General features: G+C 41.3%; 13 protein-coding genes, 4 tRNA genes and 1 pseudogene. 14 read left to right on the top strand and 4 right to left on the bottom strand.

From position 1 onward, the window contains the following. Nucleotides 1–67 precede the first annotated feature (67 nt). From MTF68_RS15785 to MTF68_RS15765, 5 genes are all read left to right on the top strand, one after another. Nucleotides 68–1210 (top strand): methionine aminotransferase, encoded by a 1143-nt coding sequence (locus MTF68_RS15785; RefSeq protein WP_248463017.1) that lies wholly within the window; start codon nucleotides 68–70, stop codon nucleotides 1208–1210. Continuing rightward, on the top strand, nucleotides 1198–1971 hold the full coding sequence (locus MTF68_RS15780) for an amidohydrolase (RefSeq protein WP_055255456.1): 774 nt from the start codon (nucleotides 1198–1200) through the stop codon (nucleotides 1969–1971). The genes MTF68_RS15785 and MTF68_RS15780 overlap by 13 nt, the downstream gene beginning before the upstream one ends. Nucleotides 1972–2039: 68 nt before the next feature. Then, nucleotides 2040–3464, top strand: coding sequence for a mannose-1-phosphate guanylyltransferase/mannose-6-phosphate isomerase (locus MTF68_RS15775; RefSeq protein ID WP_248463016.1), 1425 nt, complete (start codon nucleotides 2040–2042; stop codon nucleotides 3462–3464). A gap of 103 nt (nucleotides 3465–3567) precedes the next feature. Continuing rightward, nucleotides 3568–4233, top strand: a complete 666-nt coding sequence (locus tag MTF68_RS15770) for an AHH domain-containing protein (protein ID WP_096740310.1) — start codon at nucleotides 3568–3570, stop codon at nucleotides 4231–4233. After that, nucleotides 4233–4808, top strand: a complete 576-nt coding sequence (locus tag MTF68_RS15765; protein ID WP_096740309.1) for a hypothetical protein — start codon at nucleotides 4233–4235, stop codon at nucleotides 4806–4808. Before MTF68_RS15770 ends, MTF68_RS15765 begins: the two co-directional genes overlap by 1 nt. Nucleotides 4809–4844: 36 nt before the next feature. Here MTF68_RS15765 and MTF68_RS15760 read toward each other — a convergent pair whose 3' ends face one another. The 3 genes from MTF68_RS15760 to MTF68_RS15750 form a co-directional block, all read right to left on the bottom strand. Continuing rightward, nucleotides 4845–7001, bottom strand: coding sequence for an ATP-binding protein (locus MTF68_RS15760; RefSeq protein ID WP_248463014.1), 2157 nt, complete (start codon nucleotides 6999–7001; stop codon nucleotides 4845–4847). Nucleotides 7002–7117: 116 nt separating this feature from the next. After that, the gene (locus tag MTF68_RS15755; protein ID WP_004587492.1) at nucleotides 7118–7774 is read right to left on the bottom strand and encodes a response regulator transcription factor; all 657 of its coding nucleotides are present in this window, start codon (nucleotides 7772–7774) and stop codon (nucleotides 7118–7120) included. A 219-nt stretch (nucleotides 7775–7993) separates the two neighbouring features. Beyond that, nucleotides 7994–8365, bottom strand: coding sequence for a histidine triad nucleotide-binding protein (locus tag MTF68_RS15750; RefSeq protein ID WP_004587493.1), 372 nt, complete (start codon nucleotides 8363–8365; stop codon nucleotides 7994–7996). An 88-nt stretch (nucleotides 8366–8453) separates the two neighbouring features. On the opposite strand from MTF68_RS15750, the gene MTF68_RS15745 reads away from it, so the two are divergent. Beyond that, the gene (locus MTF68_RS15745) at nucleotides 8454–9065 is read left to right on the top strand and encodes a DUF2057 domain-containing protein (RefSeq protein WP_096042477.1); all 612 of its coding nucleotides are present in this window, start codon (nucleotides 8454–8456) and stop codon (nucleotides 9063–9065) included. A gap of 168 nt (nucleotides 9066–9233) precedes the next feature. Here MTF68_RS15745 and MTF68_RS15740 read toward each other — a convergent pair whose 3' ends face one another. After that, nucleotides 9234–11078 (bottom strand): M1 family metallopeptidase, encoded by a 1845-nt coding sequence (locus tag MTF68_RS15740; RefSeq protein ID WP_029774313.1) that lies wholly within the window; start codon nucleotides 11076–11078, stop codon nucleotides 9234–9236. A gap of 133 nt (nucleotides 11079–11211) precedes the next feature. Here MTF68_RS15740 and murB point away from each other — a divergent pair, with 133 nt between their 5' ends. The 8 genes and pseudogenes from murB to MTF68_RS15700 form a co-directional block, all read left to right on the top strand. Beyond that, nucleotides 11212–12219: a UDP-N-acetylmuramate dehydrogenase gene (murB, locus tag MTF68_RS15735; protein ID WP_248463012.1), complete on the top strand. Its 1008-nt coding sequence runs from the start codon at nucleotides 11212–11214 to the stop codon at nucleotides 12217–12219. After that, nucleotides 12219–13211 (top strand): bifunctional biotin--[acetyl-CoA-carboxylase] ligase/biotin operon repressor BirA, encoded by a 993-nt coding sequence (birA, locus tag MTF68_RS15730; protein WP_248463009.1) that lies wholly within the window; start codon nucleotides 12219–12221, stop codon nucleotides 13209–13211. The genes murB and birA overlap by 1 nt, the downstream gene beginning before the upstream one ends. Next, a complete protein-coding gene (locus MTF68_RS15725) occupies nucleotides 13208–13933 on the top strand; it encodes a type III pantothenate kinase (protein ID WP_248463008.1) in 726 nt (241 codons plus the stop codon). Before birA ends, MTF68_RS15725 begins: the two co-directional genes overlap by 4 nt. A 111-nt stretch (nucleotides 13934–14044) precedes the next feature. Continuing rightward, nucleotides 14045–14120, top strand: a tRNA-Thr gene (locus MTF68_RS15720). A 40-nt stretch (nucleotides 14121–14160) separates the two neighbouring features. Beyond that, a tRNA-Tyr gene (locus tag MTF68_RS15715) sits at nucleotides 14161–14245 on the top strand. A 45-nt stretch (nucleotides 14246–14290) separates the two neighbouring features. Then, nucleotides 14291–14365: transfer RNA gene (locus tag MTF68_RS15710), tRNA-Gly, on the top strand. 11 nt (nucleotides 14366–14376) lie between these two features. Then, a tRNA-Thr gene (locus MTF68_RS15705) sits at nucleotides 14377–14452 on the top strand. Nucleotides 14453–14587: 135 nt separating this feature from the next. Further along, nucleotides 14588–14664: pseudogene (locus MTF68_RS15700) on the top strand (elongation factor Tu); the annotation flags it as partial.

Genomic DNA, 14664 nt, shown 5'->3' with positions numbered 1-14664 from the left:
GGCTATACTTCTGTTTTAAGCAATGATAGCATCGCTTTAAGCGCAAAACCATCATTAAGGGCCTGTCGTGTTTGAAAGTAAATTACCAAATTTAAGTGTTAGTATATTTAGCCAAATGAGTGGCTTGGCAAGTCAGCATTCGGCAATAAATTTATCGCAGGGTTTTCCTGAGTTTGATGCGCCAGAATTACTAAAAAACCAGCTAAATTTTTATGTTCAGCAAGGGGTTAATCAATATTCGCCATCCAGTGGTGTGCCCCGTTTACAGCAACAAATAGCAAATTTAGTTTCGCGTAAATATGCGGCTAACATTGATGCAGCTGAGCAAGTTACGGTAACGTCGGGCGCCACCGAAGCATTATTTGTGGCTATTCAAACTATAGTACGCCCCGATGATGAAGTCATTGTGTTTGACCCCGCTTATGACTCTTACCAGCCTGCCATTGAGCTTGCTGGCGGTAAAACAGTTCATATTGCATTGCATGCACCCGATTATGCTATTGATTGGCAAACTGTTCGCAGCGCAGTGAGCAAAAACACGCGCGCTATAATTATTAATACGCCACACAACCCAAGCGGAAAAATACTTAAAAGCCATGATATAAACGCGCTTAAATCGTTAGTAAGCGACCACGATTTATATGTAATAAGTGATGAAGTTTACGAACATATTACCTTTGATGGCGATAAGCACTTAAGCATGCTTTGTGATGAGCAGCTGCGTGAAAAAAGCTTTGTTATATCAAGCTTTGGCAAAACATTTCACAGTACCGGCTGGAAAATGGGGTACTGTATTGCGCCTGCACCGCTTGCTATTGAATTTAGAAAAATACACCAGTATGTTACTTTTTCAAGCTTTACACCTGCACAACACGCATTGGCCGACATGCTTGAACAACAAGGCGAGCATGTCGATGAGCTGAGTAATTTATATCAGCAAAAGCGCGACTTACTGGCACAGCACTTAAGTGACAGCCGTTTTAATATTTTACCAAGCCAAGGTACGTACTTTTTATTGCTCGATTACAGTGAAGTGTCTGATCTTAATGATGTGGATTTTTGCCACTGGTTAGTAGAGCAAGCTGGGGTTGCTGCTATTCCTTTAAGTGTGTTTTATAAGCAACCTTCAAATGATAAAGTGATTCGACTGTGTTTTGCTAAAAACGATGAAACCTTAATAGAGGCCGCGCAAATATTATGTCAACTTTAACGCTTACACTCGTTCAAAGTGCGCTGCATTGGCTTGATAAAGACGCCAATTTAGCCATGTTTGATAAAAAATTAGCAGCGATGAGCGCTCAACCTGATTTAATTTTACTACCCGAAACCTTCGCCACAGGCTTTGCTATTAACCTTGATTGCGCAGAGCCCGAAAATGGCAAAGTGCTGAGCTGGCTAAAAACCCAAGCACATAAACATAAAGCCGTTATTGCAGGTTCGGTTTTGGTTGCTCAAGGCGATAAAAAAGCGAATCGCTTTTATTGGGTGACCCCAAGTGGCGAGGTAAATTATTACGATAAACGTCATTTATTTCGCTTAGGCAGTGAGGGCGATTACGTTGTCGCAGGACAAGCGCGTAAAACGTTTGAAATTAACGGTTTTAAGTTACTGCCACAAGTATGTTACGACTTGCGCTTTCCGGTTTTTCAGCGCAACAATAATGATTACGATGTAATGATAAACGTTGCTAACTGGCCTGCAGTTCGTCGTCATATTTGGGATACGCTATTAATGGCGCGCGCTATGGAAAACCTATGTTATGTAGTAGCCGTTAACCGTGTTGGCGACGATGGCAATGGTGTTGCGCACAATGGCGGCACGGCTGTGTACGACTTTAAAGGCGATACGATCGCCAAAGCAAAAGACAATACACAAGAGTTACTTACCGTAACACTTGAAAAAGCACCGCTCGATGATTTTAAAGCCTCGTTTCCTGCTTATTTAGATGCCGACGCGTTTACCTTGGTATAAATCGCTAAGCATTAGCGCCTAGCCAATAAAGTGCTAAAATAGCCGCTGATATGTTTATTGGCGGCTTTATGAATACAACCCTTATAACACCGGTAATTTTAGCGGGCGGCATTGGCACACGGTTATGGCCGCTTTCTCGCCAAGCTATGCCTAAGCAATTTTTACCTCTGCTTGATAACAAACACTCACTATTACAAAGCACGTTGGCGCGTGTATCGGGCGAGGGGTTTGCAAAGCCAATACTTGTTTGTAACGAACAGCACCGCTTTATTGCTGCTGAGCAAAGTGCGCAGGCTACTCCTCATGCACTTTTGTTAGAGCCGCAGGGTAAAAATACCGCGCCGGCTATTGCGCTGGCAGCACACTACGCTTTACAGCAAGGCATAACTGGGCCAATACTGGTGATGCCTGCCGATCATCATATATCCAACTTTACTGAGCTCACACTTAAACTAAATGATGCAATTGAATTAGCCCTGCAAGGTATGCTGGTCACGTTTTCAATTACACCAACACAGCCCCACACTGGGTTTGGCTACATTAAGCAAGGTAGTAAAATAGCAGGCTCAAATTGCTATAAAGTGGCTGCATTTAAAGAGAAGCCAAGCTTGGCTACCGCTGAGCATTATTTAACTCAAGGCGGTTATAGCTGGAATAGCGGGATGTTTTTATTTACACCGCAAGCCTATTTAAATGAGCTAGAACGCTTTGCACCAAAAATTGCACACAGTGTAAGCGCGGCGGCTAATTTCTCTGACGATTTAGGATTTACAAGGCCGATAAGTGAGCCACTTAAAAATTGCCCAAGTGACTCTATCGATTACGCCATTTTAGAGCGCAGTAATAATGTAGCAGTGCTGCCTGTTGCTCTTAATTGGAGTGATGTAGGCAGCTTTAGTGCCTTGGCTAGCCTTATTAAAAAAGATACACATGGCAATAATGAAAACGATAGCCATAGCGCGCAAAATAGTACTAATAATTTTGTTTTAAGCGAAGACGATCACAGCGTTGCTACCCTTGGGGTTAGCGACTTAGCTATTATTCATACCCACGATGCCACCCTCGTTGCCAATAAAAACAAGCTCGATGGTCTGCCTTTATTGCTCAAGCAATTAGCGGTTAGCCAAAGTGATAAACTCAATCACCATCAGGTTGTGTATCGGCCATGGGGCAATTACCGCACTTTAGTAACAGGGGCAGGGTTTAAAGTTAAAAAAATAACCGTAAACAGCGGGGCTAAACTTTCAACGCAGCGCCATCAGCATCGTGCAGAGCATTGGGTAGTGGTATCGGGGATTGCCGATGTACGTATTGATAAGCAAGCATTAACACTTAGCCACGACCAATCTTGCTACATTGCAGCAAAACAAATACACAGCTTAGCGAACAATCAAAAAGAGCCGCTAATTGTCATTGAAGTACAAACTGGCACCGTACTAGATGAAAGTGACATAGAGCGTTTTGATGATAAGTATGGAAGGTTAGGTATTTAAATAAAGTGGTTTTCTAGTGATAAACTTAAGTAGCGAGGTTGTTGATTGAAATAAAAAGTTATTTAAAATACTATGTTGTCAGTTAAAATTATAGGGACGTTACATGGATAAATCTTTGATTACAGCTGTTCAAGTAGAACCTGGTGAACTCCTTCAAGGGTTACGCCAAAGTATAAGAGAATCAGGTGTTATTTATAAGTTTAGAGACTCAGAAACACTTATTTCAAACGAGTTGGAGAAAACTTTAAAAGAGACCGAACGTAAACTTACTGAAGCTGAAATTGCTCAACATGCTGCTCGCCTTTATAATAAGATAGCTACTAGGAGTGTTAAGTTTGGTTTATTAGCATATTCTCGTTATGCAGAGATGGCAAATAGAACAACAACAGAAGCTCTTTTGAAAGAAAAACACCGGCCGCAAAGAATGGCAAGATATATGTCTGCAACAGGAGCTGGTAAAAAGCCACCAAATACGGCTACCCATGCGATTGTATCTGGTACTCATGAGCTGGCGCGAGCTGCTAGAAAGATACTTGCTAAATTTAAAATTCGAATAGATGATCCAAGTAATGGAGTCTTTTTGCCAAAGAACGAAAACTACGTTCCTCACCCAGCTATGCCTGACGCTTCTAATCATGCAAAAATTCATACAGAGTTATATTATCTAAATATTACTAATCAACTATCGTTAGCAAATACACGTAGTGAATGTGCAGCGATTTTACAATCAATTGCTATATCGCTACAAAATGGAGTTTATGGGTACTAATGAGTAAAGTTATTTATAAAATCACGCCAAACGTTAACCATTACAGAGTCATATTTCCTGATAGCGAATCTTTATGTGAGCCTGACCTATGGAAGCCTGATGGTTCATCAAAAGAGTCAACATTAATAAATTTTAGTGCGCATTACAATCAAGAAAAAAAAACACCTATAGGTGATATTACAGCAATAAATTTACAAGGCCTTGCTATAAAAGAGCACGTAGCAAATGAACTGGCAGATATTTTTGAAGATTCGGGAGAGTTACTACCTTTCTATGTAGGTGATGAAAACTGGTACTTTTATAATGTCACTAGAACAATAAGGGGATTTTTGGATGTTGAAATGAGTACTTTTATGCTACCAGGTTTAAATATTGGATTACAAAAAGCGGTATTCAAAAAAGAAAAACTACCAAAGCATAGTTGTATATTTAAAATTCCAGAGGATCGATTTGAAGGTACTTATGTTCTTGACTCTCGTGTAAGTGATAGAGACATTTCTCTAAATCTATTTTGTGCTTTGCAAGCGCACGGCTTTACTGGGCTAAGCTTTGAAGAAGTTGCCAGGTTTGAATAAATAAACTAAAGCATCCAAGGTATATGCTTTTCAATGCTAACTCAACTGCCCACGTACAAACTTTAAGTATTGTTCTAGGCTGCGCTGCCATAGCTCTAACGCCTCATCTAACAGGTTGTTATGGGGTTTGTTATCAAGCAAGCGGCGCTCTATTTTTTTAAGCTCAATACCGTAACGGTTAAAGCCTAATTGCAGCGCGGTGCTTGCTTGGCGGTGCAATAATTTAATGCACTGCTCTGGTTGCTGGTCAATAAGTTCTTGGCATCGGGTTAGTTTAGTCCGTGCTGAGAGTACAAATTCATTGTAAATCGACGACACTTCATCCTCACTAAATGAGCTAGTTAGCGTTTCTGCTGCGGTTTCGTCGTATAAGGTGTCTACTAGCTCTACAGCTATATTTGCAGTTTGATTGGATTGTGAATCACTCAGTGCTTGGCGAAGCTTTTGCTGCTTAATTGGTTTGCCTACTATGTCTTTTATTCCCAGAGCTAAGTATTCTTTTACCTCATCAGGGCTTAAGCTTGCTGTAAAAGCCAGTACGGGCGTGCGCTGGTTTTTATGCACCAAACGCTGCAAACGTTTTAATACTTCTTGGCCGGTAAAGTCTGGCAGGTTCATATCCAGTAAAATAACGTCAAAGTGATGCGTTTGCAGCAGTTCAATAGCGCTTTTGCCATCTTTGGCGAGCTTTATTTTATGCTCATCTTCGGCCATAAATTCAATGGCAATTTTTTGATTTAAATCTAAATCTTCGACTAGCAGTACTTCAAGGCCGGTTAAGTAGTCTTTGTTTTGATGGCGCTGCTCTACCAAACTAAGCTCCCCTAGCGTAAAGGTGGTGGTAAAGCTAAATACGCTACCAGTGCCTAATTGACTGGTTATTTCTAAGCGGCTGCCTAGCTTTTCTAGCAAGCGGCTGGTGATGGCAAGCCCAAGGCCGGTGCCGCCTTTTTCTTTGCCGGCGCTACTTTGTACGTAGGGTTCGGTTAAGTAGGCTATTTCGTCTTTTTCAATACCAGGGCCTGAGTCCTTAACGCTAATTTTTATGGTGTGCTCAAGCTGCCTGTCACTTATTAAATCAACCTGAATTTTTACTATACCGTGGTCGGTAAACTTAATGGCGTTACCAACAAGGTTAATAATAATTTGCCTTAATTTTTGCTGATCGCAGTAGTAACAGGCTTGTTCAGGGATATTACATACCAGTTCAAACTTAAGCTGCTTTTGTTCCGCCAATGGGCTGAGCAATAAACATAAATTGTTTAACCAGGTTTTAAATTCAATGTCTTCTTCGTAAAGTGCTTCATCACTTTGATCTAGGCTTGCGTAGTCGAGCACTTTATCAACCAGTAAATTTAATGACTCGGCTGAATTAATGATGGCCTCACAATAGGCTTTATTGCGGGTGTCGGTGCTTTGGTTCATAACCAATTGGGCGCTGCCTAATATGCCATTAAGGGGGGTGCGAATTTCATGGCTAATAGTTGATAAAAACAGGCCTCTAATTTCTAAATCTTTTTGGGCTTTGTCGGCCAGCTTGTTAAGGTTTTTTTCTCTGCGTTCATTACACAAAAGCGCCATCCCGGCGGCATAAAACATAGGTGCAATAACGCCATTTAAAAACAGTAAGCTGCTAAACCATGGGCTTTGCAATAGCAGGGGTTGTTCAATATTAACCATAAATAGTGAGCGGCTAATAAAGCTCAGGCCAACTAAAGTTAATATTAAAATGTAAACAATGGTGCCATTTGGGTAGGTTTTTCGGGCATATTTAATAAATAAAAACAGCAAAAAAGTGGCTTCTGCAATGTGCTGTACATCCGAGACGTAAATACGCTCGCGTAAAGAAGGGTCAATAAAAGAATAATACCCCAACATTACGGCGCTAAACGCGGTAAAGGAGCACAGTAGCTTAAAGCCAATACCCCTATAATCTAAAAATTGGCATATAGCCAAGCTGTGCACAATTGATGCGCCAAACATCATACTGCTGGCAATACTAATCACAATAAGGTTGTGCGTTTTGCCAATAAGCGTAAAGCCAATTACTGCGCCTAGTAATAAAACCGGGTAAAAAATATAAAGCAGCGTACCTGGGGTACTTTTGTTGGTACGCCATGTTAAAAAGTTAAGAAGGGTCATTACAATAATAACGGCAATGCTGGCAAAAAAGAGGGTAAATGAGTCGAGCATAGAGGTTCCAGCAATGGGTACTTTAAATAGAGTAATAAAAAGCGATTAATTTAACAAGCATGCAGCATAAACAAAAACAGGCACCATAAGTGCCTGTTTTTAAATTACGAAATTGATTAACGAATTTCGTCTGGAATGTTTTGTTGAGCCCAAGATAGTAGCTCAATACGGTTACGACATTTAGTTTTTCTAAATGCGCTGTATAAATGTGTTTTAACTGTGTGCGGGCTGATGCTTAAATCTTCAGCAATTTCTTTGTTTTTAGAACCCTTACTCATTAACGAGATTATTGCTTTTTCTCGTTTAGTGAGTTTAATTGGCTCTATATCGCCTTCGGTCAGCTTGTGTAGTGCGTCTTTATTAAACTGCAGCATGCGGTTTAATGCATTACACATAATGTCACGTCTGTACCAAAGCTGATCTTCTAAAAGTAAGCGAATACCTTTCATTAATACATCAGCGTTATCTGTCGTATAAAACACGCCACGAATACCGCTCAACAGCGCGCGGTTAGCGAGCTCTGGGTTTTCGTCTAGGTTAAATAATACGATATCGCACTTGGTGCGCAGGTTAACTAGCTGTTCTTTTAGTTTACCCCATGCATCGTTACTTGATGTTTCAATGAACAGTAATCGAGTCCCTTCTGGTACATCTAAAATATTTGTACCCGTGGTTACGTCAAGGCCTTGCGTTTTTAACAAAGGTTCTAAAACGTTAATGCCAATGGTGTTAATTGGCTCTTGATCTAATAACAAAAAGGCTGAACTGCTCATGTTTTTATACTCTTTTTATAAAGCTGACTAGTTAAGTTTATCACGACTTCCACACCTTTTGTATTAGAAAGTCGGGTTTCGCCTTGTGAACAAGTACGATTTTACGATTATTTAAACATAAAATGTTGCAAATAAGTAATTATTTTTCACTTTATATACATGATAAACCATAACATTTGTAACTAGCTAAATACTAATAATTCCAGTGAATTTTTATTATTAAATTTTTAATTTTTTAGCTTCTTGATACGGAGGCCAGCCCATTTCTTTGCCTGCAAGCATATGTAAATGTATGTGATACACGGTTTGCCCGCCGTGTTTATTGCAGTTCATTACTACTCTGTAGCCATCGTCACTAAAGTTAAATTGCTTGGCTAATTTAGCAGCAACCTCGTATAAATTTCCAACTAAATGTGAGTTTTCGCTGTTAATATCATTGATAGTGGCAATTGCTTTTTTTGGAATAATTAACACATGGAAAGGGGCTTGCGGGTTTATATCTTTAAATGCAAGGGTGGTGTCGTCTTCGTAAATAATGTCGGCAGGTATTTCGCGGTTAATAATTTTTGTAAATATTGTTTCTGTGCTCATAATCGTTTCAGTGTAAGGGTTGAATTTAAAGTCACTAATGACAAATTTTGTTTGCAGTGTCAAACTCAAAACAAATAAAGGAGTTTTTATGCGTAAACCAATGTTAATAACTGCAGCTGCGGCACTATTGATGAGTATGTCAGTAAGTGCCGGAAATATTCACTTTCCTGAAGAGTTAGTGCCTTTACAAGTCGGCGAAAGAGTGATTGAAAGCTCTCTATTTAGCCGCGTTGACGACATTGAACTTGATCCAGGCTCTTATCGATTAAAATTAAAATACACCGATTTATACGAGCTAGGCTTTGACGACCATGAGGTAATAGAGTCTGAACCGTTTTGGGTAGATATTACTATTGACGATAACAAAGACTACGACATGGTGTTTAATCGTGCCGATAACGCGGTATCAGCGAAAATATTTGCTGAGGCACCACAGGTAAGTTTAAAAGCAAAGGGCGCATCTGTGGCACAGCCGCTTAGTGTTATTTCAAATACACAGCTTGCAAGTCAAAAGCCTGCTTTACAAAATACGGTGCCAGCGGGTCCAACGCGTCCAAGCCAACCTATAAAGCCTATTGCGCCTATTAATGGCAAAGGCATGCCAAGTGCACCGCAAATGCTAGAATTTTGGTGGCAGCAAGCCACGATTGCTGAGCGAAAGGCCTTTTTAGAAAAGGTAACGAACCAAGGCGCTGAATAATAAACTTATCTCAACTACTAATTTTAAGCGCTAACTGCGCTGAACTTAGTTACAGTTTTTAGTTTGAGAAAATTACAGTATTAAAAAAGGCCGATAAATCGGCCTTTTTTAATGGTTTTGCTGCTTTACCCTAAAGGTCTAAACACCTTTTGGGGTGGCACAGGTTGGCTATTTATCAAATAAAGCGTCAATGGTGCCTTGTGCAAGTGGGTGGTAGCCTGGACGAGCTTTGATGTATACATCATGTGCCCACTCACGCTTACCATTTTTAATAAGTGCTTTGTATAACGGCACAATTAATTTACGGCGGCCAATACCTGATAAATGCTTATCAAGCGCTGGGTAAATAGGTTGGTAACCATTACCTACCGCTAACATAAACCATGCAAACGCGCGCTCTGCATTGGTTGATTGCGTTAAGTTAAATTGCTTATCAAGCTCGCTCATCTTATCTAAGCTTAAATCACGTGGTAGGTTATTTAAAAAGTGTAACCACTCGTGCACTGTCCACTGAGCCGTAGGTAATTGTGCTGCGCTTGTTTCACCTTTTAACCATGCTGCGCTTGCTGTATCTACTTTATCAAACGCATCCGATGTTGGGTTAGGTGCATCGCTTGGTAAACCTGGCTCAAAAATCCACTCATTCACTTTATCCATGCTTACAACGCCTGGATATTTTTCAATTAAGTTAGCTTTTAAATAAGTAACAAATTGCGCAGTGGTCAGCGATTTAAATGCAAACTCATTAAAGTAGGTCTTAACAAAGTCATCAAACTTATCACGGCCGTATTTTTCTTCTAGGTAGATTAAAAATAGCTGCCCTTTAGTGTATGGCACTGAGCTAAATGCATCATCTGGATCGCGGCCATTAAGTTTTAAATTAAGGCGCGTATCGGGTGCATCAATCGTTTTAAGTTGAGCACGTAAGCCTGCTGCATCTAAAGCTTGCTCCATTACGGCGCGGTCGCGGCCAAACACTTCTTCCATAATGCGGTTTTCAACGTAAGAGGTAAAACCTTCGTTTAACCATAAATCTTCCCACGTAGCGTTGGTAACTAAGTTACCAGACCAAGAGTGTGCAAGCTCATGCGCAATAAGGTTTACTAAGCTTTTATCGCCAGCAACTACGGTAGGGGTAATAAACGAAAGACGCGGGTTTTCCATACCACCAAACGGAAAGCTAGGCGGTAACATTAATAAATCGTAACGGCCCCATGCATACTCACCATACATTTCGTTGGTTTTGTCGATCATGGCTTGGGTGTCGTTAAACTCGGCAACCGAAGCGTCTAAAATTTCAGGCTCGGCAAATATACCAGTTTGTTTTGACATGGCTTTAAATTCTAAATTACCTGCACCAATCGCAATTAAGTACGGCGAAATAGCTTGTGGCATCTCAAAGTGGTAGTCGCCATCTTTGTATAGTGCATCTTTGTTATCAGCGCTCATTACGGCACGTATATCTTTTGGTGTATGAATACGGGCAGAGTAAGTAACGCGCATGGCAGGGGTATCTTGTACTGGTAACCAGCTACGAGCGTGAATAGCCTGCGATTGGCTGTACATAAACGGGTGCGTTTTGCTAGCTGTTTGCTCTGGTGTTAACCATTGCAGGCCAGATGCTTCTGGGCGGCTGTTGTAGTAAATACGTACTTTTGGCGCTTGGCTTTTTAAAGTAATTGTTAGTTTTGAGCCTTTAACATCATCGCGATCTGCCAGTGTAAATTTAGCTTTGTGCCAATCGCCCGAGGTGTCTTGGTACATTACTTTATCAATGTCTAAGTCGCGGGTATCAAGTACCAGCTTTTTACTCGTGTCATTGTTCCACTTTAGCGTGTGCTCAACAAAACCTTCTAACTGCTTGTCGGCAAAATCGACATCTAAATCAAGGTTTAAGTGTGTTGTTACCACATCATCTAGGTTGGCGTATGAGTTTTGATCAATCGCGTTTGCCATTGCTTGCGAGCACATACCGGCCATAGCGAGGCTTAAAAAAAGAGGTTTAATTTTCATAAAATACCCTGAACACTAATAATAAGTGCAGGTTTTATATCATGATTGATACAGCGGGTTGAGTGATTTTTACATTCTTTGCGACAATAAGGTAAACTACTGCGATTAGTTACCAGTACACTCAGAGACCTTTGTGGCGCATTCATTAAAACCTTTACATACCTTTGCACTAAACAATCAATGCCAGCATTTTGTTGAAATAACCTCGGTTGAGCAACTTAAAGCACACCGTTTTAGTGCTCCGTTTTGTTTATTAGGGGAAGGTAGCAACACAATATTTTTAGAAAACTACGCAGGCACCGTAATTAAAATGGCCACTAAGGGCATTACTATTACCGAGCGTGAAAATGACGTATTAGTGAGTGCAGCTGCGGGCGAGAACTGGCATAACCTAGTAAGCTATTTACTTGATAAAGATATTGCAGGGCTTGAAAACCTAGCGCTTATTCCGGGCACTGTTGGGGCGTCGCCGGTACAAAACATTGGTGCTTATGGTGTTGAGCTCGCTCAATTTGTAGAGTCGGTTGAATACATTGATATAGCCACAAAAACCAAAGTGACTTTAACTAACGCACAGTGTGAGTTTGCTTATCGTGACTCTATTTTTAAACATGCTTTAAAAAACAAAGCGGTGATCACTCAAGTTAATTTAGCGCTCCCTAAAAAGTGGCAGCCAGTTTTAAGTTATGGCCCACTCAAAGTATTGCAAAATCCCACCCCTAAAATGGTATTTGAGCAGGTTATTGAAATTCGTAACGCTAAGCTGCCAAACCCATACACTTTAGCCAATGCGGGTAGCTTTTTTAAAAATCCGATTATTAGCAATGCGCGTTTAGAAGCGCTGCTTGTGCGGTTTGGTGATTTACCGCATTACCCCTATGGGGAAAACCATCACAAAGTGGCGGCAGGTTGGCTAATTGACCAAGCGGGCTTGAAGGGCTTTACAGTAGCAGGGATTGAGGTGCATCAGCAACAGGCGCTGGTATTAGTTAATCATGGTGATAGTAAAGGGCGCGATTTAATCACTATGATCACGCATATACAAAATACGGTGTTTACACGTTACGGCATAATGCTAGAGCACGAAGTAAGGCTTATAAACACAAATAGTGAATGCCATATTACTACGGAGCACGCGTAATGAAAGCACCAGATGGAAATAAACTAGAAATATTAAACGCACTTAACCAAGGTGGCTTTGTATCGGGCCAAGTCCTTGGCGAGCAACTGGGTATAAGCCGTGCTGCAGTGAGTAAACATATACAAACACTGCAAGACATGGGGCTCGATATATTTAAAGTGACGGGTAAAGGTTACAGTTTAAACAATGCGGTGGGTTTGCTAAATCAAGCCGATATAACCAAACATTACCATGCATTAGGTGCCAATATAGCCCAAGTAGAAGTACACCCTATTATAGATTCAACCAACAGCGAGCTAATGCGCCGTATTCAAAATAAAGTCGCGCTTGAGTCTGGCACTGTTGTGGTTGCCGAAATGCAGCAAGCAGGGCGCGGAAGGCGAGGGCGGGTATGGCAATCTCCATTTGGGGCTAATTTATATTACAGTTATTTTTGGCGCTTAGATGATGGCCTGCAAGCTGCTATGGGCGTATCAATTGCAGTAGGGCTTGCGGTATATGATGCTATAAAAGCACTTTACGATATAGACATTGAACTTAAATGGCCAAACGACATATACATAAATAAGCAAAAACTAGCCGGAGTATTAGTTGAGCTAGATGGGCAACCGCAAGGCCCTTGTCAGCTAGTCATTGGTATTGGCATAAATCTACACATGCCGCAAAACACCAGCGAACAGATTGACCAAGCATGGACTGATTTAAGCCAACACACCACCGCGCTTGATAAAAACCAGTTAGTTGCTTCGCTTACCTTTTATTTAGAGCAGCGTTTGGCAGATTACCAGCAAGACGGGCTAAACAGCATGTACGCACAGTGGAACGCCCTAAACGCCTTTGCAGGAGAATGCGTAGAGCTAAATACGGGGCACAGAAGCTGGCGGGGTATTTGTGAGGGTATTGATCAGCACGGCGGAATACGTATTCGCCAAGACGGCGAAGTTAAAAGTTACTATGGCGGCGAAATCTCGTTAAGAAAGGCCGAATTATGAAACTGCTAATAGATGTAGGTAATACGTCATTAAAAGCGGCCTTATGGCGCGAGCAACAAGCAACGCCCGTTTCTATGAGCGACGTGCCGTGGCAAGTAATAACTGAGGTTGTGTATGCTTGTGTAGGCAACAGTGAATTATTAAATGACGCGCTCACATTAGCCGCCAAAAAAAGCATTCCGTGTTTTGAGGCGCATGTTAGTAAAAATCTCAGTGGCTTAAGCTGCGCATATGAACAGGTTAGCAATTTAGGTATTGATCGCTGGCTTGCGCTGGTGGCAGGTTTTACCCTTTACCCAAACAAAGCGTGTATTATTGTTGATGCTGGCACTGCAACCACTATTGATGTGCTGAGCGGCGAAGGCGAGCACTTAGGGGGCTGGATATTGCCCGGCCTTGACTTAATGACTCGCTCATTAACACAAAATACTCAGCGCGTGTTTGATGATGCCAATACCCCCTTTTTAAACAAGCTAGGTAAAAACACACCCAACGGATTAAAAAATGGCGCACTGGTGGCAACATTAGGCGCTATTGAACAGGCCAAATATCAACTCAAACACATCGCAGGCGAACAAAAAGCACAAATTTTGTGCGCAGGTGGTTACGGTTTGCTGTTACAGCAACAAATAAGTGGCAGTATTTTTGATTCTTTATTGGTTATGAAAGGATTAAATTATTGGCATGAGCTAAGTAAAAACGACGAAAAACAGCAAAATTAAGCACTTTTGCATGAATTGTGAGCATTTAAGCTAAAAAATTACATTTTTTTTAATTTTATAGTTGCATCATAATAAACCTTACTCTAATATCTCGCCCCGTACTAAAGCAGTGCCGACTTAGCTCAGCTGGTAGAGCAACTGACTTGTAATCAGTAGGTCAACCGTTCGACTCGGTTAGTCGGCACCACTTTCCTTTTACCGAAAGTGAATTAGTAAAGAATTATCGTGGAGGGGTTCCCGAGCGGCCAAAGGGATCAGACTGTAAATCTGACGGCTCAGCCTTCGCTGGTTCGAATCCAGCTCCCTCCACCACTTTATTCTTGACGGTTAGAGGTAGTTTAAGAACAGGTTCCTAAAGCGGGCATCGTATAATGGCTATTACCTCAGCCTTCCAAGCTGATGATGCGGGTTCGATTCCCGCTGCCCGCTCCAATTATGGTGTTGCTGATATAGCTCAGTTGGTAGAGCGCACCCTTGGTAAGGGTGAGGTCGGCAGTTCAAATCTGCCTATCAGCACCAGTCATATGAATCTCCTTGAATACTTCCTTTATCTGTCAGAAAAAACTATTTGAAATTTGAAAAAATTAAATTAATCTACCTCTGGTGGATTATTTTCATATGTAATCTAGATACACAAAACTGATAGGTTCCGTCATGGCAAAAGAAAAGTTTGAACGCGTAAAACCGCACGTAAACGTTGGTACAATCGGCCACGTTGACCACGGTAAAAC

It is taken from the genome of Pseudoalteromonas sp. 2CM37A, assembly GCF_023161885.1.
Taxonomy (GTDB): Bacteria; Pseudomonadota; Gammaproteobacteria; order Enterobacterales; family Alteromonadaceae; genus Pseudoalteromonas; species Pseudoalteromonas atlantica.
Note: the sequence above shows the minus strand (reverse complement) of the source record. Positions and strands in the feature narration are given on the sequence as shown.

Bases quoted from the DNA above. Each gene is read 5' to 3' on its own strand.
- MTF68_RS15740 (WP_029774313.1), bottom strand. From the start codon at position 11,078: ATGAAAATTAAACCTCTTTTTTTAAGCCTCGCTATGGCCGGTATGTGC.
- MTF68_RS15780 (WP_055255456.1), top strand. From the start codon at position 1,198: ATGTCAACTTTAACGCTTACACTCGTTCAAAGTGCGCTGCATTGGCTT.
- MTF68_RS15775 (WP_248463016.1), top strand. From the start codon at position 2,040: ATGAATACAACCCTTATAACACCGGTAATTTTAGCGGGCGGCATTGGC.
- MTF68_RS15750 (WP_004587493.1), bottom strand. From the start codon at position 8,365: ATGAGCACAGAAACAATATTTACAAAAATTATTAACCGCGAAATACCT.
- MTF68_RS15745 (WP_096042477.1), top strand. From the start codon at position 8,454: ATGCGTAAACCAATGTTAATAACTGCAGCTGCGGCACTATTGATGAGT.
- MTF68_RS15725 (WP_248463008.1), top strand. From the start codon at position 13,208: ATGAAACTGCTAATAGATGTAGGTAATACGTCATTAAAAGCGGCCTTA.
- MTF68_RS15770 (WP_096740310.1), top strand. From the start codon at position 3,568: ATGGATAAATCTTTGATTACAGCTGTTCAAGTAGAACCTGGTGAACTC.
- birA (WP_248463009.1), top strand. From the start codon at position 12,219: ATGAAAGCACCAGATGGAAATAAACTAGAAATATTAAACGCACTTAAC.
- MTF68_RS15760 (WP_248463014.1), bottom strand. From the start codon at position 7,001: ATGCTCGACTCATTTACCCTCTTTTTTGCCAGCATTGCCGTTATTATT.
- MTF68_RS15765 (WP_096740309.1), top strand. From the start codon at position 4,233: ATGAGTAAAGTTATTTATAAAATCACGCCAAACGTTAACCATTACAGA.
- MTF68_RS15755 (WP_004587492.1), bottom strand. From the start codon at position 7,774: ATGAGCAGTTCAGCCTTTTTGTTATTAGATCAAGAGCCAATTAACACC.